This window comes from Streptomyces sp. NRRL S-337 (assembly GCF_000720175.1).
Classification (GTDB): domain Bacteria; phylum Actinomycetota; class Actinomycetes; order Streptomycetales; family Streptomycetaceae; genus Streptomyces; species Streptomyces siderophoricus.
Window position 1 is genome coordinate 36,497 of sequence record NZ_JOIX01000039.1, and the last position, 17,587, is coordinate 54,083.

Here is a 17,587-nt window from a genome sequence, read left to right on the forward strand (position 1 = left end):
GGCGTGCGGGCGATAGGGGTGGGAGGTCCGCCCGGCGGGCGCAGCTCGGGGCCGGCCACGGTTAGCGGGCCTTGGCCACGGCTCTCGGGCCTTGGCCGCGGTTCGCGGGCCTGGCCGCGGTTCTCGGGGCGGGTGCCGCAGGCCATACGCTTTCCGGGGGCCGCACCCCCGCCCGTACCGCCGTGAAGGAGAACACCGTGCTCGTGCTGTTGCCGCCGTCCGAAGGCAAGGCCCCGGGAGCGGCCGGGGCGCCGCTGGACACCGGCGCGCTGTCGCTGCCCGGGCTGACCACCGCACGTGAGACGGTGCTCGGCGAGCTCACCGAACTGTGCGCGGCGGACGAGACCAAGGCCCAGGAGGTGCTCGGGCTCAGCGACGGCCTCAAGGGCGAGATCGCCAAGAACGCGGAGCTGCGGACGGCCGGGGCGCGGCCGGCCGGCGAGATCTACACCGGTGTGCTCTACGACGCGCTGGGCCTCGCGTCCCTGGACGCCCCGGCCCGGGAGCTCGCCGAGCGGTCGCTGCTGGTGTTCTCCGGGCTGTGGGGCGCCGTCCGCATCACCGACCGGATTCCGTCGTACCGCTGCTCGATGGGCGTGAAGCTGCCGGGGCTCGGCGCGCTGGGCGCGTACTGGCGGGCGCCGATGGCGGAGGTGCTGCCGGCGGCGGCCGGTACGGGCCTGGTGCTCGACCTGCGGTCGGCGGCGTACGCGACGGCGTGGAAGCCCAAGGGCGAGGTGGCCGGGCGGACCGCGTCGGTGCGGGTGCTCCAGTCGAAGACCGTGAACGGCGTGGAGAAGCGCACGGTGGTCAGCCACTTCAACAAGGCGACCAAGGGCCGGCTGGTCCGCGACCTGCTGTCGGCGGGCCTGACGCCGCAGGGCCCGGCGGAGCTGGTGGAGGCCCTGCGCGAGCTGGGGTACGCGGTGGAGGCCGAGGCCCCGGCGAAGGGCGGCAAGCCGTGGGCGCTCGATGTGATCGTGACGGAGCTCTGAAACCGGTACCGCGACAGTTGAGGGGTTGATTGCACCCTGCGCAACGGTCGTTGCGCAGGGTGCCCAGTGGGCGCAGTATGGGCGGCGTGACCAGCGCCGCCTCCTCCCCCGCGTCCGGCTCGTCCCCCATGCCCGTCGCCTCCCCCGCGTCCGACTCCGGCCCCTCGCACCCGTCGGTCCTCGGGCTCGCCCCCGTCATCCCGGTCGTCGTGCTGGAGGACGCCGCTGACGCGGTCCCGCTCGCCCGGGCGCTGGTTGCCGGCGGGCTGTCGGCGATCGAGGTGACCCTGCGGACGCCCGCCGCGCTGGACGCCATTCGGGCGATCGCCGACGAGGTCCCGGACGCGGTGGTCGGCGCGGGCACCCTGCTCAACCCCGAGCAGGTCGCCGCGGCCCGTGCGGCCGGCGCCCGTTTCCTGGTCAGCCCCGGCTGGTCGCCGCGGCTGCTGGGCGCGCTGCGGGACTCCGGCCTGCCCTTCCTGCCGGGCGTCTCGACGGCCTCGGAGGTGGTGACCCTGCTGGACGAGGGCGTCACCGAGCTGAAGTTCTTCCCGGCGGCGGCGGCCGGCGGGACGGCCTATCTGAAGGCGCTGGCGGCCCCGCTGCCACAGGCCCGTTTCTGCCCGACCGGCGGGATCACCCTGGCGTCCGCGCCCGGGTACCTCGCACTGCCCAACGTCGGCTGTGTGGGCGGGACGTGGATGCTGCCGGCCGACGCACTGACCGCCAAGGACTGGGCGCGGATCGAGCGGCTGGCCCATGAGGCGGCGGCCCTCCGCGACTGACCCTCAGGGCCACGCCGCCCCGAGGCCCGTCAGCCAGGTTCCACAGCGAACTCCGATCACCGCACACCGCAGCGTCAGCCGCGCAGCGCACCGCACGCCGCAGCGCCCGGCGCACCGCTCAGCGCAGGTGCGACGTGTCGTTGAGCAGCCGCAGTGAGGCGTTGCCGTCGGAGTAGTACGCGACCGCGGACAGCGAGGCGGCGGAGAGTTCCATCCGGAACAGCGACTCCGGCGGGGCGCCCAGCGCCAGCCGGACCAGGGTCTTGATCGGCGTGACGTGGGTGACCAGCAGGACCGTCCGGCCGGCGTACCGGGCCAGCAGCTTGTCGCGGGTGACCGCGATCCGGCGGGCGACCGACGCGAAGGATTCGCCGCCCCCGGTGGGCGCCGCCTTCGAGGAGTGCAGCCAGGCGTCGAGGTCCTCGGGGTAGCGCTCGCGCACCTCGGCGAAGGTCAGCCCCTCCCAGGCGCCGAAGTCGGTCTCGCGCAGGCCGTCTTCGACCCGTACGTCCAGGCCGAGCCGGTCGGCGACCGCCTGGGCGGTCTCCCGGCAGCGCCGCAGCGGTGAGCTGACCACGGCCTGGATCGTGCCGCGGGCGGCCAGCGCGGCCGCAGTGGCCTGGGCCTGGTGGTGGCCGGCGGCGGAGAGTTCGGGGTCGGTGCCGCCGCTGCCGGAGAACCGCTTCTCGGGGGTCAGTGCCGTCTCGCCGTGCCGCAGCAGCACGAACGTGGCGGGGACGCCGAGGTCCGGGGCGCCCCAGCCGACCGGCGGGGCGGCCACCGCCTCGGGGGCCGCGGCTGACTCTGCTCGCTCCGCTCCGGCCGCTGCGCGCTCCGCTTCGGTCTCCGCGCGTTCCGCGGCCTCGTCGGCGGCCCGGGCGGCGGCGCTGCGGGCGGGTGCGGCGGCGGTGGCCAGCGCGGCCCGGGAGTCCCGCGGCTCCCACTGCTTGCCGATCTTCCCGGCGTCCATCGCCTCGTTGGCGAGCCGGTCGGCGTGCTTGTTCTTGGCGCGCGGGATCCACTCGTAGGTGACCCGGTCGGCCGGGAAGACCGACCTGGCCTCGGCGGCCAGCGGCTTCATGCCCGGGTGCTTGATCTGCCAGCGCCCGGACATCTGCTCGACGACCAGCTTGGAGTCCATCCGGACCTGGATGCGGGCCTCCGGGTCCAGCGCGTGCGCGGCCCGCAGCCCGGCCACCAGGCCCTTGTACTCGGCGACGTTGTTGGTCGCGGTGCCGATGAACTCGGCGGCCTCGGCGAGCGCCTCGCCCGTTTCCGGGTCGAGGACGACCGCGCCGTAGCCGGCCGGCCCCGGGTTGCCCCGGGACCCGCCGTCCGCCTCGACGATCAGCGTGCGCGGCACGGCCTACAGGCCCGAGTCCGGCGTGCGGACCAGGATCCGGCCGCAGTTCTCGCAGCGCAGGACGGCGTCGGCGGCGGCCGCCCGGACGTCGTTCAGCTCGGTGATGTTCAGCTCCAGGCGGCAGCCCTCGCAGCGGCGCTGGTAGAGGCGGGCCGCGCCGACGCCGCCCTCCTTGGTGCGGATGCGGTCGTAGAGCTTGAGCAGGTCGTCCGGGATGTCGGCGACGGTCAGCTCGCGCTCCTTGGTGATCGAGGCGACCTCGGCGTCGATCTCGCTGCTGGCGGCGTTGCGGCGGGCGACGGCGTCGTCGACCTTGGCCTGGATGGCCTCGACCCGGGAGGTCAGCTCGGCGACCCGCTCCTGGGCGGCCTCGCGGCGCTCCATGACCTCCAGGACGACGTCCTCCAGGTCGCCCTGGCGCTTGGCGAGCGAGGCGATCTCGTGCTGGAGGTTCTCCAGGTCCTTGGGGGAGGTGACGGCGCCGGAGTCCAGCCGCTTCTGGTCGCGGGCGGCGCGCTGGCGCACCTGGTCCACGTCCTGCTCGGCCTTGGTCTGCTCGCGGCTGGTGTCGCTCTCCTCGGTCTGCGCGGCGACGAGCAGGTCGCGCTGCTGGGTGAGGTCGGCCTCCAGGGTCTGCAGCTCGGCCAGCTCGGGGAGGTTCTTGCGCCGGTGCGCGAGCTGGGAGAGCCGGACGTCGAGGTCCTGGACGTCGAGAAGGCGGATCTGATCGGCGGGCGCGGCGTTCAGCGGGGGGCTCCTGTGGTGTGCGTCGGGGTGAAGATCGGGGTGGACGCCGCGTGGGCGGTCCAGGGGTCGGTGACCGTACGGGAGACGTGCGTGCGCAGTCCCCAGTCGTGCCGGTCGGAGACCGCGTCGAGCTGGGCCGCGGCCTGCTCGCACCACGGCCATTCGGTGGCCCAGTGGGCCGCGTCGAGCAGCGCCGGCGGGCTGGTCCGTCCGGTGGTCTGGGTGGCCTCGGACGCCGGGTGGTGGCGCAGGTCGGCGGTGAGGAAGGCATCCACACCGGCCGCCCGGACGTCGTCGAAGAGGCTGTCGCCGGAGCCGCCGGAGACCGCGACGGTGCGGATCTCGCGGTCCGGGTCGCCGGCCGCCCGGATGCCCTGCGCGGTGGCCGGCAGGTGCGCGGCCGCGTACGCGGCGAATTCGACCAGGGGCATCGGGTGCGTCAGCTCGCAGATCCGGCCCAGGCCGCGTCGGCCCGCCGGGTCGCTCGGGTCCGGCACCAGGGGGCCGAGGACGCGGAGGTCCAGGGCGCCGGCCAGGGCGTCGGAGACGCCGGGGTCGGCGGTGTCGGCGTTGGTGTGCGCGACGTGCAGGGCGATGTCGTGCTTGATGAGCGTGTGCACGACCTTGCCCTTGAACGTCGAGGCCGCGACCGTCGTCGTCCCGCGCAGGTAGAGCGGGTGATGGGTGACGAGCAGGTCGGCGCCGAGCCGTACCGCCTCGTCGGCGATCTCCTGGACGGGATCGACGGCGAACAGCACGCGGCGGACCTCGGCGTCCGGATCTCCGCAGACCGTGCCGACGGCGTCCCACCCTTCGGCCCGCTCGGGGGGCCAGAGGGCGTCGAGCGCGGTGAGGACTTCAGACAGTACGGGCACGGGTGGAAGGTTACCTCCCGGGCGGGAACCCGCACCGCCGCCGCCCGCGCGCGGGCGCACCGGTGAACCCCGCCCGGGGCGGCCCGCCGTGGAAGCAGGAAGCACAACCACCCCATCCGGTACCGGCGAACCGGACATCCGCCACCCTTATGCGTGAAGTGCCGCAACTCGCGGTGATCGGCCGGAAGTGCGAAAACTAGCGTCGGTCTGCCGACTGGAGGTGACCACTTCATGACGATCTGCGCCACTGAGGACGCCACGGCACTCGACGGCCCGCACCGCGCGGCCCTGACGATCGCCGCCGACGGCTCGTACGCCGCCCGGCTCGCCCGGCACGACGACGCCGACCGGAGCTGGTTCCCGGAGCGCTGGACGCTGAGCGGCCCGGAGCCGTACGCGGTGCCGCTGCCCGGCAGCCAGCCCGAGGAGCCGGACAGCGAACTGCTGCCGCTCGCGGACGGCCGGGTGCTGATCCTGCGCCGGGTCGCCGACCGCTTCGCCCTCTCTCTCCTCTACCCGACCGGCCCCGGGACCGGTGAACTCCTGCTGGGCACCGTGGAAGCGGCGGAACTGACCCTGCTCCCGCCGACACCGGGCGGCACCGACGCGTACGCCCTGGCACCGGCGGGCGGGCACACCGCGCTGTGGCGGGTGCCCGGCGACGCCGGCGGGCCCGAGCGGATCGTGGAGATTCCCGGGCGCTGTACGGGCGGCGCGTGGCTGGACCGTGGCGGGCGGCTGCTGGCCCTGGACCGGGAGCTGAACGGCCGGACGAAGACCGTGCTGGTCGATCTGGCGCGGGGCGGCGAGACCGGGCTGCTGCTGCAGATCACCGAGGAGAGCAACGACCGGCTGCTGCTGGCCGATCCGGACAGCGGGCTGCTGCTGGTCCGCTCGGACGCGCCGGGCCACGACCGGCTGGGCTGGGGCGTGCTGGGCAGCAGTCTGCCGGTGCGGTTCCCGGAGTGCCTGCGGCCGGCCGATGCCGCGGTGACGCCGTTCGCCGTGCAGCCGGGGCAGATGCTGGCGCCGGAGAGCTGTGCAGTGGCGTTCCGGGTGGACGCGGCGCACGGCACCCGGCTGGGGATCTGGCGTCCCTGGGACCGGCGGCTGCGGCAACTGCCCGTACCGGACGGGTGGCTGGCGGGGGCCGGACTGTGGACGGCCGACGGCGAACTGCTGCTGCCGTGCGCGACGGACGCGGAGCCGTGCGGGCTGGCGAGGATGGCCATACCGCTGGAGCCGGTGGGACCGAGGGGACCGGTGGGGCCGGTGGAGGCCAGGATGCCGGTGGGCTCGGTGGGACTGGCAGGATCGGTGGAGCGAGCGGGGCTGGTGGGGCCGACGGGTTCGGGGAGGCTGGTGGGGTCGGCGGGACCGGTGGGGGCCGTACGGACGGTGGCAGCCGGGGAGGCCGTACGCGGCGGGGGGATTGTCCCGGATGCAGGGGATGCCACCAACCACTCCACAGCATCTGCACAACCGAAGGCCGCCGTCACGGAACCGCGGCACTCCCCCGCACATCCCCATATGCGCAGGCCAGTTCCCCTGCAACAGGCGCCTCTGGGGTCCCGCTAGGCCCGGTGGAGCGTGATTTCCCGCCCCGTTAAACTTTCGGGTGGGGGCTACGCAGCCGGTTGACCGGCCACCGATCACGCCGCTCGGGGTACGGCCCCGCGGCGGTCGGGCGGGGTCCCGACGCGTACAGCAGCAAGCGATCCGACGGAGTGACTCTTCCCATGTCCGAAGCCCGAACCGACACGACCCAGGCGCGCCCCCAGGAGGCATCCGCCCAGGCCGCCGCGGCTGCAAGCTCCGGCAAGCACCGTGGCCCGGCCGCCACGGAGGAGTCCGGCTCCACCCCGCACGGCCGGCACCGCCGGGACAAGCAGCCGCAGGACGCATAGGCCCGCCGGCCCCACAGGATCCGGGGCCCGCGTCTCAGAAATCGCGTCTCAGGAACCGCGCCCCGGAAGCCGTGCTTCAGGAGCCGTGTTTGAGAGCCAGCACCTCGCCCGCCGCGAACGTCTCGTGCGGCGGGCGCTGTGCGTAGTAGGGCGTCAGCAGCTCGTCCAGCTCCTCGAAGGTGAAGAGTTCCTTCGCGGTGTCGAACTTGGCGGCGATCCGGGGACGTTCGGCGATCGCGACCATGCCGCCGTGGACGACGAGCAGCTGACCGTTGACCCGGGCCGCGGCCGGGGCGGCCAGATAGCCGACGAGCGGGGCGACGTGCTCGGGGGCCAGCGGGTCGAGCCGGCCGTCGGCCGGTTCTCCGAAGCCGGCGAAGACGTCCTCGGTCATCCGGGTGCGGGCGCGCGGGCAGATCGCGTTGGCCGTCACGCCGTATTTGGCCAGGGCCAGCGCCGTGGAGGTGGTCAGGCCGACGATGCCCCCCTTGGCGGCGGCGTAGTTGGGCTGGCCGGCCGAGCCGGCGAGGAACGCCTCCGAGGAGGTGTTGATGATCCGGCCGTGCACCAAGCCGCCGGCTGCCTTGGACCGCTCGCGCCAGTGGGCCGCGGCGAAGCGGGTGGTGTTGAAGTGACCCTTGAGGTGCACCCGAATGACCGTGTCCCATTCGTCCTCGGTCATCGAGAACACCATCCGGTCCCGGAGGATGCCCGCGTTGTTGACCAGGATGTCGAGCCGGCCGTAGGTATCGATCGCCAACTGGACGAGTCCGCCCGCCTGTTGGTGGTCGGCGACGTCACCGACATGGGCCACCGCCTGGCCGCCCGCCGCACGGATCTCCGCGGCGACGTCCTCGGCGGGGCCCGCGGAGGCGGCGCCCGAACCATCGCGCCCGGACTGCCCGTAGTCGTTGACCACGACCCGCGCGCCGAGCCGGGCGAGTTCGAGGGCCTCGGCGCGGCCCAGTCCGCGGCCGGCCCCGGTGACGATCGCGGTCAGGCCCTCAAGTGGCTGTGCCATCTGGCGTTCCCGTCCTCTCGGTCTGCCGGCCGGATCGGGCTCCCGTCACCGGCCGGTCGGATCTCTTGGCGGTCAGGTCTCTTGGCGGTCGGACCTCTTGGTGGTCAGATCTCTATGCAGGTGCGCAGTGCCGTACCGGAGCGCATCTGGTCGAGGGCGTCGTTGATCTCCGGGAGCCGGACGCGGTGCGTGATCAGCCCTTCGAGGTCGATCCGGCCGGCCCGCCACAGGGCGATGGCCCGCTCGTAGGAGCGCAGCACGTCCCCGCCGCCGTAGAGGGAGGGCAGGATCCGCTTCTCGTCGAAGAACAGCTCGAACATGTTGACCCGGAAGGGGTCGTCCATGGCGCCGGCGCCGACCACGCACAGGGTGCCGCCGCGCCGGGTCGTCTCGTACGCGGTGCGGGCGGTGGCGGACCTGCCGACCACCTCGAAGACGTAGTCGAAGCCCTCGCCCCCGGTGAACTCGGCCTTGGCGCCGTCGAGTTCCTCCGGGGCGACGGCCTCGGTGGCGCCGAAGCGCAGTGCCGCCTCGCGCCGTGCGGGCACCGGGTCGACGGCGACGATCCGGGCCGCGCCGCAGACCCGCGCGCCCTGGATGACGGAGATGCCGACCCCGCCGCAACCGATGACCGCGACCGAGGAGCCGGCCGCCACCTGCGCCGTGTTGAGCGCCGCGCCGAGCCCGGTGGTGACGCCGCAGCCGATCAACGCGGCGATCTCGTACGGGACGTCGTCCGGGATGGGGACCGCGCAGTTGGCGGCGACCACGACCTCCTCGGCGAAGGTGCCGGTGCCGGCGAAGCCGAAGACGTCCCCGCCGGGCCGCCGGAAGTTGGGCGTACCGGCGTTCATGAACCCGGCCAGACAGAGGTGGGTCTGGCCGCGTTTGCAGGACGGACAGCTGCCGCAGGCGGGCAGCCAGCACATCAGCACCCGGTCGCCCGCCGCCAGGCCGGTGACGCCGTCGCCGACGTCGACGACCTCCCCGGCGCCCTCGTGGCCGGGGACGAAGGGCACGGGCTGCGGCAGCACCCCGTTCATCGCCGAGAGGTCGGAGTGGCACAGTCCGGTCGCCCGGATGCGGATCCTGACCTTGCCGGGCCCGAACCCCACCGCCTCGACGTCGTCGAGGACCTCCAGCTTGTCCTGCCCGGTCTCGTGCTGTACGGCTGCGCGCATCTCACGGCTCCCCTCGGAGACGACAACTGGAGGCAACAACTCGGCGGTGGCGACTCGGCAGTTACCACCGGAACTCGGCGGCCACCAACCGGAATTCAGCGGCTACCGCCCCGACAAAGCGACATCGGAGCGACGGCGAGCGACGGCTGGCGACGGCCGGCGACAGTGAGCGGCGACTAGCCGTGCTCGACGACGGTGTCCGCCAGCACCGCCGCCTCGTCCCGCTCCGGTGCCGTCACCGACACCTGGATCCGGCCGGGTTCGCGCCAGAGCCGGATGCGGAGCGTCTCGCCCGGGAAGACCACCCCGGCGAAGCGCGTGCGGTACGACCGGACCCGGGAGACATCGCCGTCCAGCAGGGTGTCCACGACCGCCTTGAGCGTGACCCCGTAGGTGCACAGCCCGTGCAGGATCGGCCGGTCGAAGCCGGCGAGCTTGGCGAACTCGGGGTCGGCGTGCAGCGGGTTCCAGTCTCCGGAAAGGCGGTAGAGCAGCGCCTGGTCGGCGCGGATCTGCCGTTCGGTGGTCAGGTCGGGGGCACGGTCGGGGAGTTCGAGGCGGGCGGAGGGGCCTCGGTCGCCACCGAAGCCGCCCTCACCGCGGACGAAGATCTCGGTGTCGCAGGTCCACAACGGGCCGTCGGCGTCGGTGATTTCGGAGCGCAGCACGATGACGGCGGCCTTGCCCTTGTCGTACACGGCGGGGACGGTCGAGGTCTGGGTGGCGCGGCCGCGCACCGGCAGGGGGCGGTGCACGGTGACGGCCTGCCCGCCGTGCAGGACGGCGGCGAGGTCGACGTCGATGCCGGGGGCGGAGAGTCCGCCGGCCAGCGCCATGCCCCCGCCGGCGACGGTGGCGAAGCTGGGCAGGACGTGCAGCGCGCTCTCCAGGGTGTAGCGCAGTTCGTCCGGGTCGGTGGCGGCCTGCGGTTTCTCCGGGGTGACCGCGCCGGCGCCGATGCCGAGGTGGTAGAGCTGGACGTCCTTGTGGTCCCAGGCGAGCTCGGTGTTCCGCGGTTCGGCGGAGGTGGCCTTGGCGACGTCGATGGGCATGGGGCGGTTGCTCCTTCACCACGGTGGAGTGCGTCGGAAGACCCCGGCCCGGCCGTCCGCACCGTCGACCCGGCCGGGGTCGTCTCTGGTCGGCGCGGACCGCGCAGGGGGCGGCGGTGCCGCACGGGACACCGCCCCGGCGCGGACCGCGGCCGGGCGACGGCGCCGCACGGGACGCCGCCCCACTTCTAGAACGCGTTCTAGCCGATGGCCTTCATGTATAGCCGATCCGCCCGGCACCGGGAAGCCCTCTGACGGTTTGTCAGAAACGCGTCGCGGCCGGGGTGGGCCCTGAGTCGTTGCCGCGGTCCGCGCCCACGAGTCCTTGCCCGGTCCGCGCCCATGACATTTGTCAGGGGTCATCACCCACATTCGCCCCTGCCCCGGCCCGCCCACGCTCCGTAACGTCATGGACAGGAAACGACCGAAGGGGGCGGACATGGCACCGGGTACGACATCGGGCAGGGCACCGGATACGACACCGGAGACGACACCAGGCAGGGCACGGACGACGGCGCACGGGGGCCCGGTGGGGCGGGGCGGCGGCGGGACGGCCGTGGCGTTCTCCGGTGTCACCCGGAGTTACGGCACGGTGCGGGCCGTGGACGGCATCGACCTGCGGATCGCCGCCGGCGAAACGGTGGCGCTGCTCGGCCGCAACGGCGCCGGCAAGTCCACCACCCTGAACATGCTGCTGGGCCTGCTGCCGCCCTCCTCGGGCACGGTGCGGCTGTTCGGCGGCGAGCCGGAGAGCGCCGTACGAGCCGGCCGGGTCGGGGCGATGCTGCAGGACGGCAAGGCCATCCCCCGGGTTACCGTCCGCGAGCTGGTCGGCTTCGTGGCCGCCACCTACCCGCGGCCGATGGACGTCACCGAGGCGCTGGAGCTGGCGGGCCTGGCCGAGTTCGCCGGGCGGCGGGTGGACCGGCTCTCCGGCGGCCAGGCCCAGCGCGTCCGGTTCGCGGTGGCGCTGGCCGGCAACCCCGACCTGCTGGTCCTCGACGAGCCGACCGCGGCCCTGGACGTGGAGGCCCGCCGGACGTTCTGGCGCGCGATGCGGGCGTACGCCCGGCGGGGCAACACCATCGTCTTCTCCACCCACTACCTGGAGGAGGCGGACGACCACGCCGACCGGATCGTGGTGATCGACCGGGGCCGGGTGGTCGCCGACGGCAGCGGCGAGGCGATCAAGCGGCGGGCCGGCGGGTCGCTGGTCTCCTTCGACCTCGCGGGCGCGCCGACCGCGCCGCTGTCCGCACTGCCCGGCGTACACACCGTGGAGATCCGCGGCGACCGCGCCCTGCTGCGGACGGCGGACTCCGACGCCACGGTCCTGGCACTGGCGGAACGGGGCCTGATCCGCGGCCTGGAGGTCACCGCCGCGAGCCTGGAGGACGCCTTCCTCGCCCTCACCTCCCCCGACCGCGCGGACTCCGACGCCCCGCACCACGACGTCGCGAACCCCGACGCCCCGACCCACGACGCCCTGAAGGAGACCGCGTGATGCTCGCCTACCTCCGTCTCGAAGTCCGCCGTACGCTGCGCGACCGGGGCTTCGTGATCTTCGGCATCGGCATGCCGGTGCTGATGTACGTCCTGATGACCAACATCGGCACCGGCACCGGCGGTGCCGACATGGGCTGGCGGACCGCCTCGATGGTCGGGATGGCCGCGTACGGCGCGCTGGGCGCGGCGATCGGCACCGGCACCGGCGTCGCCGAGGACAAGCAACTGGGCTGGCTGCGGCAGCTGCGGATCACCCCGATGGGGCCGCTGCGGGCCGTGGTGGGCCGCGGACTGACCGGGTCGGTGACGGTGCTGCCGGCCATCGCCGCGGTGCTGCTGGTGGGCGCGCTGGTCAACGGCGTCCGGATGCCGGCCTGGCAGTGGGCCGCGCTGGCGGGCCTGCTGTGGCTCGGCACCGCCCCGTTCACCCTGCTCGGGCTGGGCAACGGCTACCGCCTCTCGGCACAGTCCACCGGGGTGGTGAACACGGGCTGCATGCTGCTGCTCTCGATCATCGGCGGACTGTGGTTCCCGGCCGAGCTGTTCCCCGGCTGGCTGCGCGCCCTGTCGGCCTGGACGCCCGGCAACCGCTTCGCCGAACTGGGCCGCAGCGTCACCGAGGGCGGCGCACCGAGCCTCACGGCAGTGGCGGTGCTGGCCGCCTGGCTGGCAGTCTTCGGCGGTTACGCGGTGTACGCGTACCGGCGGGCCGCACGGACGGTGTGACCCGCGATGGCGCACATGGCACAGATGGCACGGACCGGGGAAGCGACAGTGCAGCGGACGACAGAGCAGGACCCCGCAGGCGGGACGCCCGGCGGGGCGGCGGGGACGGACGGGGTGGCCGGCGGCGGCGCGTCGTGCTCGTCGAAATGGACACCCGGCCGGAAGCCCGACAAGGGCCCGGGCAAATACTCCTTCCTGCCCTGGCTGCTGATGGGGCTCGGCGCCTTCTCCAACATCGTGCAGGGCAAGACCGGCAACCCCTGGCTGGCCGGCCTCGGACTGCTGGCCTTCAACTCCTTCTACCTCACCGTCATCTGGTCGGCCTTCAGCCCCCGGCTCCGGGACACCCGCTACCCGGTCGTGGCCCTGGGCGTGCTCACCGCCATCACGTTCGCCATCGCGCTCGGCTTCGGCGGCAGCTGGTTCCTGTTCTTCCCGCTGCTGTCGCTGGCCTCCGGTACGGTCCGCGCGCTGCGCGGCAGGAAGCTGGCGCTGTGGCTGATCACGCTCAGCGGTACGGCCGGGTTCCTGTCCGGCTGGCAGGCCGGCGACCCCAGCGACGCGTTCGGCGTCGGCTACGGCACGTTCCTCTCCGGCATGGTGACGTCCACGGTGCTGAGCCTGTTCGACACCATCCAGGAACTCCGGGCCACCCGGCAGGAACTGGCCCGCAGCGCCGTGGAGAAGGAGCGGCTGCGCTTCTCCCGGGACCTGCACGATCTGCTGGGACACACGATGTCCCTGGTCGTGGTCAAGGCCGAGGCGGTGCGCCGGCTGGCGCCGCGCGATCTGGACGCGGCGCTCGCCCAGGCCTCGGACATCGAGGCGGTCGGCCGGCAGGCGCTGACCGAGATCCGCGAGGCGGTCACCGGCTACCGCGAGGGCAGCCTCAGCACCGAACTGGACCGGGCCCGATCGGCGTTGGAAGCGGCCGGCATCGAAGCCGTCGTCCGGCAGGCCGGGCCGCCGCTGCCCCCGCAGGCCGGTGCGCTGCTGGGCTGGGTGGTCCGCGAGGGCGTCACCAACGCGGTCCGGCACAGCGGCGCCACCCGCTGCGAGATCGCGGTGCACGCCGACGAGGAACGGGTCCGGCTGACGATCACGGACGACGGCCGGGGTCCCGTAAGCTCCGGTGCGGCCCCGGCGGCCGGCCGGACCTGGTTCCGCGCCCGCGTCCCCGGACCCGACGGCGACGCCGCCGGTACGGACTCCGCGGACGGCGCCGCCACGCCGCCCGGAACGCCGGGCCCGGTCGGCGGCACCGGCCTGAAGGGCCTGACCGAACGGCTGGCAGCGGCCGGCGGCACCCTGAGCAGCGGCCCCGACGGCCGGCGCGGCTTCCGGGTGACGGCCGAACTGCCGGTGGGGACAGGGGAGATGACGGAGACGGAAGGGTTGACCAGGTGATCAAGGTCCTGCTCGCGGAGGAGGAGTAGCCCCTTAGACACCTCACTCTGACCAGCGGATTCCCGGATCGGGAAGCCGCTGCGCTCCAGGTGCTCCGAGCGGATGCCTACTTCAACAGTGACCAGGTGGCCGTACGCGGCACCATGCGCGTCGGGTTCGGCTACCCGCACCCGGCGGCAATCACCAAAGTCACGCTCACCGCGTAGCGCTCTGACTTGGGGGGATACCCCCTCGGTCAGTCACGCCGGACCGCAAGCGTATAGCAGCTCGGATCGTGTACGGGTTCCAAGGTCGTTAGGGGCGAGGGGCAGCATCATCTGACTCCGTCCAGGACCCTGAAAGGTCGGGTAAAGGTCGTATAGAAGACGGGTGGAAAGACGTGTTCATGGCGTGGTCGTCCTCGTTAGCGTCCCAGCCATGGAAATGATGCAAGCTCTTCCCATCTTCAGCTCTGCCCTGTCTGCCGTTGTCTTGGTAGCGGTTGCCCACCCGGATCCGGCTATCCGTGAGCGAGCGGTCCGTGTTCTGTCGCTGGTGTTCGGCAGGCGTCGCTAGGGTCCACACATATGGCGCCCCGGTAGCAACTGACCGGGGCTCCTTTATGCCTGTCCTGTTAAGGAGGTGACACCATGCCGGGCCGTCCCGAAGCGCAGTGACCAGCGCCGGAGGCGCAACAAGAGCGACGGCCCGGACCTGGTGAAGGCCCCCGGCAGGGCGGGGCTGCTCAAGGCAGTGGCAGGAAGGTTCGTCCACCACATGTTCAATGGATTGTCCACCACGCGGCTCCTGCACCGCTGGCAGTGGTGAGGAGCCCCACGACCCATGCGGGGATGCGCTGGATGGTCAAGTGGAGTCCACCACAGCGAAGTTCAAACACGGGTCGAGGTGTGGATTCAGGCATGGCCACTCCAGTTCAAGATTGGGCGCGACCTATCGCGAGGCTGCGATGGCTCGGCGTTGGGTGTATTGGAGCGCCGAACTCTGCCTGATACAAACTCACTAGTCACAGATCTGTGACTAGCTGCCGCCAGCGAGTCACAGATCTGTGAGTAGCTGCCGCCAGCGTCACTGATTTCATCTGGCGGTTTCACAGATATTTGCCTGCCACTTGAAAACGATGTATCGGGTGCTCGTTGGGCTGCATGGGAGGTGGCACTATGCCGGGCCCCGTCCCAAAGCGAAGCGATCAGCGCCGACGGCGTAACAAGAGCGACGGCCCGGAACTGGCGAAGGCTCCCGGTGGCGCGGCCCCTGAGGTTCCGCCGGCCGACGATCCAACGGCTTCGTTTGGCCTGCCGACTGGCGTTGGATCGCTCAGGAGTTCGACACGTAGTCAGTGAGCGCCGCAGATCGCTGGCGGCCTGGCTGCGCCAGCCCGGACTACACACCCCTGTGGCTTCCTCCCTTGCCGGAGTGGTTGCGGGGGCTTTCATCGTTCTATGACGCCTCGACCTCTGCCATCAGTAGCCGGAGCGTCAACGAATGTTTTTCCGGGGGCAGCTCGTCCATCGCGGCCCGCGCGTAGGCGGTGCCTCCAGTCCTGTCTCCGGACCGGGCCAGCATCAGCCCACGGTGCATTTCCAGGTGGGTCGCGAAGCGAGGCAGCGTGGCGGGCAGTTCGCGTCGAGCAGCTTCCTGGGCCTCGACGGCCCCCCGCTCATCCCCAAGCCTGGCGAGCAGCAGCGAGCGGAAGACGTTCACCCGCCACCAGGGAACGGCATAGTCGCTGGTTTGCTCATAGGACCCGGCCTTGTCGAACACCCTCTGCCCCTGCTCGGAGAGCCTGAGCGCCGCCTTATGGTCTCCTCGCAGCGCGGCAGCGTGCGCCTTGCCGTAGATGGCGTTGAGGAGCCCTAGCGACGGTTTATGACTGATGGCCATGGCCTGATCGGCCAACGTGTCAGCTACGCCGAGTGACGCTCCCTCATATCCGAGCGCGATTGCTGCCCGACCGCGTACCCAGACGCGGGCCTGATCGTCTCCGGACTCGTCCGCAGCTTCAGCAGCGAGCCGGTACCAGTTGACCGCCTTGGATCCATCCGAGCCGGGGAACGTCTTGGCGTAAAGGGTCATGAGCCGTGAGGCCACGGACCACAGCCGAGGGTTGTCAAGCTGCTGCTGCACCACCACCAGCTCACCGGATACGCGACGCTGAATGTCGGCGGCACCAAGGCTCATGTACTCAGTGCCGTAGGTGTCTAGTTTGCTCTCCCAGTCGTCTACGGACGGCCCGCCCCGGAGCCGGGCGGCGAAGCCCATGGACAAGAGGTCAGAGGCCACCACGGGCGCTATGGCGGCTCCCGCTGCATCGGTCAGGAAGGTACGTCGCTTCACATCGTCCTCAAGCACAGCTAGGGGAACATCGAGCACTGCGGACAGGCACCGGAGGTAGTACGCCCCCGGCGTTACCTTGCAACGCTCCCAGCGACTGACGTACTCCCGATCAAGGTTCGTTCCAAAGGCGTCGTTGATCGCTGATGCCAGTCGCCCCTGGCTCCATCCGCGTGCCCGGCGTAGATCCCTGATCAGCTCCCCAATGGACATGACCCCATCTTGCCCCTAGCACTGCCACTGGACAGGTCAAGAATGGGGTTTCGTAGGCCACTTGCCACTACAGATGCCACTACGCTGCCCTGCTCACTCTCGGGATTATCGCGGGCATGACCGAGCCGACGAGATACATGACTGCATCAGTAGAACTGCCTTTATGGCTGGAGCTGGAACCCGTGCCGGTAGACGGGTGCGATGTGTGCGGCGCGCTGGCCCGGGAGCGGGAAGCCGCACGGATCGCCGGAGACGGCTCGAAGGTGAGCGACTGCAATGTTGAGATCCGGCGCCACCCGCACGGCAAGAACGAGGCCTGGTCATGAGCGCGAGTGGCGGCATGCCGCGCGGTGAGCATGTCTCGTATCAGGATCCGCTCTCTGTGCCTCGCTCCGGTCTCGCCGACCCTCACGACTGCCCTGGATGCGCCCTGCTGAAAGAGCAATTGAGCGAAATCCTCCAGGAGCAGAACAGCCTCGCCTTGTGGGAGGTTCTCGACAATGTGAAGAAGCACAAGAAATACGGGCACCCAGAAGACGCACGCCCGTCCCAGTAGACCGGGGCGGGGCCAGCGTGCCGCATGCGCCGCCCCCGCCCCTTCGACTCCCCCGACCGGACAAGCCTTGAGTAGGGACAGGTCGTGTCCCGTCTGAGCTGACGTGCTCAGACTCTCGCCCCGGTCCGCCCCGTCACGGGGGTGCTGCCCTAGGCAGTGAGGGCAACCGCTTCGGACCTGGGGAAGCCGAAGCCCCCTGTGGCCCTGTCCGGCAACGGCGAGCAACGCCAGCCGGGCAGGGCTTTCTGCTGCGTAGTCTGGCCATATGACTGAGTCCCACGGCGAGCCGCCCGTAAGATGTACAAGAGTCCTCCTCGCCGAGGACCAGGGGATGATGCGGGGCGCGTTGGCGCTGCTGCTCGACCTGGAAGAGGACATGCAGGTCGTGGCGCAGGTCGGGGCGGGCGACCGGATCGTCGCGGCAGCTTTGGAGGCCCGTCCCGACATCGCCCTCCTGGACATCGAACTCCCCGGCCGCAGCGGGCTGGACGCCGCGGCCGATCTGCGCAGCGCGCTGCCGTCGTGCAAGGTCCTGATCGTCACGACCTTCGGGCGGCCCGGCTATCTGCGCCGCGCCATGGAGGCCGGGGCGTCCGGCTTCCTGGTCAAGGACGGCCCGGTGGAGGACCTGGCGGCGGCGATCCGCCGGGTCCTCGCCGGGGAGCGGGTGATCGACCCCGGGCTGGCCGCGGCGGCACTCAGCGCCGGGCCCAATCCACTGACCCAGCGGGAACGGGACGTGCTGACCGCCGCGGTGGACGGCGCCACCGTCTCCGACATCGCCGGCAAGCTCCACCTCTCCCAGGCCACCGTCCGCAACTACCTCTCCGCGGCGATCGGCAAGACCGGGACCCGCAACCGTATGGAGGCGGTCCGGGCGGCGCGGCAGAACGGGTGGCTGTAGGCGGGGCACAGGGGTGAC

The 17,587-nt window shown here is 72.0% G+C and carries 17 protein-coding genes; 10 read left to right on the forward strand and 7 right to left on the reverse strand.

The features are described from left to right. Nucleotides 1–197: 197 nt before the first annotated feature. Complete coding sequence (yaaA, locus tag IG62_RS0125030; protein ID WP_030807505.1) at nt 198–995, forward strand: peroxide stress protein YaaA; 798 nt, start codon at nt 198–200, stop codon at nt 993–995. Between the two features lie 128 nt (nt 996–1,123). Then, complete coding sequence (gene eda, locus IG62_RS0125035; RefSeq protein ID WP_030807508.1) at nt 1,124–1,780, forward strand: bifunctional 4-hydroxy-2-oxoglutarate aldolase/2-dehydro-3-deoxy-phosphogluconate aldolase; 657 nt, start codon at nt 1,124–1,126, stop codon at nt 1,778–1,780. 118 nt (nt 1,781–1,898) lie between these two features. Here eda and IG62_RS0125040 read toward each other — a convergent pair whose 3' ends face one another. Genes IG62_RS0125040 through IG62_RS45085 form a run of 3 tightly spaced genes read right to left on the reverse strand, consistent with a single transcriptional unit; the run spans nt 1,899 to nt 4,765 of the window. Then, nucleotides 1,899–3,143 carry a bifunctional RNase H/acid phosphatase gene (locus IG62_RS0125040; protein WP_030807511.1) on the reverse strand — a complete coding sequence of 415 codons (1,245 nt, stop codon included), beginning with the start codon at nt 3,141–3,143 and terminating at the stop codon, nt 1,899–1,901. Between the two features lie 3 nt (nt 3,144–3,146). Continuing rightward, on the reverse strand, nt 3,147–3,890 hold the full coding sequence (locus IG62_RS0125045; RefSeq protein WP_199812525.1) for a zinc ribbon domain-containing protein: 744 nt from the start codon (nt 3,888–3,890) through the stop codon (nt 3,147–3,149). Continuing rightward, nucleotides 3,887–4,765 carry a Nif3-like dinuclear metal center hexameric protein gene (locus IG62_RS45085; protein WP_030807518.1) on the reverse strand — a complete coding sequence of 293 codons (879 nt, stop codon included), beginning with the start codon at nt 4,763–4,765 and terminating at the stop codon, nt 3,887–3,889. The genes IG62_RS0125045 and IG62_RS45085 overlap by 4 nt, the downstream gene beginning before the upstream one ends. 231 nt (nt 4,766–4,996) lie before the next feature. Here IG62_RS45085 and IG62_RS42235 point away from each other — a divergent pair, with 231 nt between their 5' ends. Together IG62_RS42235 and IG62_RS47915 are read left to right on the forward strand one after the other, a co-directional pair. Then, nucleotides 4,997–6,343, forward strand: coding sequence for a hypothetical protein (locus IG62_RS42235; RefSeq protein WP_037839251.1), 1,347 nt, complete (start codon nt 4,997–4,999; stop codon nt 6,341–6,343). A 161-nt stretch (nt 6,344–6,504) separates the two neighbouring features. Beyond that, nucleotides 6,505–6,672: a hypothetical protein gene (locus IG62_RS47915; protein ID WP_199812521.1), complete on the forward strand. Its 168-nt coding sequence runs from the start codon at nt 6,505–6,507 to the stop codon at nt 6,670–6,672. Nucleotides 6,673–6,748: 76 nt separating this feature from the next. Here IG62_RS47915 and IG62_RS0125065 read toward each other — a convergent pair whose 3' ends face one another. The 3 genes from IG62_RS0125065 to IG62_RS0125075 form a co-directional block, all read right to left on the reverse strand. Continuing rightward, a complete protein-coding gene (locus IG62_RS0125065; protein ID WP_030807525.1) occupies nt 6,749–7,693 on the reverse strand; it encodes a 3-oxoacyl-ACP reductase in 945 nt (314 codons plus the stop codon). 104 nt (nt 7,694–7,797) lie between these two features. Then, nucleotides 7,798–8,874 carry a Zn-dependent alcohol dehydrogenase gene (locus IG62_RS0125070; protein WP_030807528.1) on the reverse strand — a complete coding sequence of 359 codons (1,077 nt, stop codon included), beginning with the start codon at nt 8,872–8,874 and terminating at the stop codon, nt 7,798–7,800. 176 nt (nt 8,875–9,050) lie between these two features. Beyond that, nucleotides 9,051–9,926, reverse strand: a complete 876-nt coding sequence (locus IG62_RS0125075; RefSeq protein WP_030807531.1) for a MaoC/PaaZ C-terminal domain-containing protein — start codon at nt 9,924–9,926, stop codon at nt 9,051–9,053. A gap of 556 nt (nt 9,927–10,482) precedes the next feature. On the opposite strand from IG62_RS0125075, the gene IG62_RS0125080 reads away from it, so the two are divergent. From IG62_RS0125080 to IG62_RS0125090, 3 genes are read left to right on the forward strand one after another with little or no spacing between them, the layout of a single operon-like run. Continuing rightward, nucleotides 10,483–11,430, forward strand: a complete 948-nt coding sequence (locus tag IG62_RS0125080; RefSeq protein ID WP_234326725.1) for an ABC transporter ATP-binding protein — start codon at nt 10,483–10,485, stop codon at nt 11,428–11,430. Further along, nucleotides 11,430–12,158 carry an ABC transporter permease gene (locus IG62_RS0125085; protein ID WP_030807537.1) on the forward strand — a complete coding sequence of 243 codons (729 nt, stop codon included), beginning with the start codon at nt 11,430–11,432 and terminating at the stop codon, nt 12,156–12,158. The genes IG62_RS0125080 and IG62_RS0125085 overlap by 1 nt, the downstream gene beginning before the upstream one ends. A 24-nt stretch (nt 12,159–12,182) precedes the next feature. Then, a complete protein-coding gene (locus IG62_RS0125090) occupies nt 12,183–13,565 on the forward strand; it encodes a sensor histidine kinase (protein ID WP_030807540.1) in 1,383 nt (460 codons plus the stop codon). Between the two features lie 1,437 nt (nt 13,566–15,002). Here IG62_RS0125090 and IG62_RS0125100 read toward each other — a convergent pair. After that, the gene (locus IG62_RS0125100) at nt 15,003–16,109 is read right to left on the reverse strand and encodes a helix-turn-helix domain-containing protein (protein WP_030807543.1); all 1,107 of its coding nucleotides are present in this window, start codon (nt 16,107–16,109) and stop codon (nt 15,003–15,005) included. A 116-nt stretch (nt 16,110–16,225) separates the two neighbouring features. On the opposite strand from IG62_RS0125100, the gene IG62_RS0125105 reads away from it, so the two are divergent. The 3 genes from IG62_RS0125105 (at nt 16,226) to IG62_RS0125110 (ending at nt 17,569) form a co-directional block, all read left to right on the forward strand. Next, a complete protein-coding gene (locus IG62_RS0125105; RefSeq protein ID WP_030807546.1) occupies nt 16,226–16,435 on the forward strand; it encodes a hypothetical protein in 210 nt (69 codons plus the stop codon). Further along, the gene (locus IG62_RS47375; protein ID WP_158795101.1) at nt 16,432–16,665 is read left to right on the forward strand and encodes a hypothetical protein; all 234 of its coding nucleotides are present in this window, start codon (nt 16,432–16,434) and stop codon (nt 16,663–16,665) included. The genes IG62_RS0125105 and IG62_RS47375 overlap by 4 nt, the downstream gene beginning before the upstream one ends. Nucleotides 16,666–16,930: 265 nt before the next feature. Further along, nucleotides 16,931–17,569: a response regulator transcription factor gene (locus IG62_RS0125110; protein ID WP_051798538.1), complete on the forward strand. Its 639-nt coding sequence runs from the start codon at nt 16,931–16,933 to the stop codon at nt 17,567–17,569. The last annotated feature ends 18 nt before the right edge of the window (nt 17,570–17,587 follow it).

What these genes read in the sequence shown, in the direction of transcription:
- eda (WP_030807508.1), top strand. Translation starts at nt 1,124, where the DNA reads ATGCCCGTCGCCTCCCCCGCGTCCGACTCCGGCCCCTCGCACCCGTCG.
- IG62_RS42235 (WP_037839251.1), top strand. Translation starts at nt 4,997, where the DNA reads ATGACGATCTGCGCCACTGAGGACGCCACGGCACTCGACGGCCCGCAC.
- IG62_RS47915 (WP_199812521.1), top strand. Translation starts at nt 6,505, where the DNA reads ATGTCCGAAGCCCGAACCGACACGACCCAGGCGCGCCCCCAGGAGGCA.
- IG62_RS0125065 (WP_030807525.1), bottom strand. Translation starts at nt 7,693, where the DNA reads ATGGCACAGCCACTTGAGGGCCTGACCGCGATCGTCACCGGGGCCGGC.
- IG62_RS0125070 (WP_030807528.1), bottom strand. Translation starts at nt 8,874, where the DNA reads ATGCGCGCAGCCGTACAGCACGAGACCGGGCAGGACAAGCTGGAGGTC.
- IG62_RS0125075 (WP_030807531.1), bottom strand. Translation starts at nt 9,926, where the DNA reads ATGCCCATCGACGTCGCCAAGGCCACCTCCGCCGAACCGCGGAACACC.
- IG62_RS0125085 (WP_030807537.1), top strand. Translation starts at nt 11,430, where the DNA reads ATGCTCGCCTACCTCCGTCTCGAAGTCCGCCGTACGCTGCGCGACCGG.
- IG62_RS0125090 (WP_030807540.1), top strand. Translation starts at nt 12,183, where the DNA reads ATGGCACGGACCGGGGAAGCGACAGTGCAGCGGACGACAGAGCAGGAC.
- IG62_RS0125100 (WP_030807543.1), bottom strand. Translation starts at nt 16,109, where the DNA reads ATGTCCATTGGGGAGCTGATCAGGGATCTACGCCGGGCACGCGGATGG.
- IG62_RS0125105 (WP_030807546.1), top strand. Translation starts at nt 16,226, where the DNA reads ATGACCGAGCCGACGAGATACATGACTGCATCAGTAGAACTGCCTTTA.
- IG62_RS47375 (WP_158795101.1), top strand. Translation starts at nt 16,432, where the DNA reads ATGAGCGCGAGTGGCGGCATGCCGCGCGGTGAGCATGTCTCGTATCAG.
- IG62_RS0125110 (WP_051798538.1), top strand. Translation starts at nt 16,931, where the DNA reads ATGACTGAGTCCCACGGCGAGCCGCCCGTAAGATGTACAAGAGTCCTC.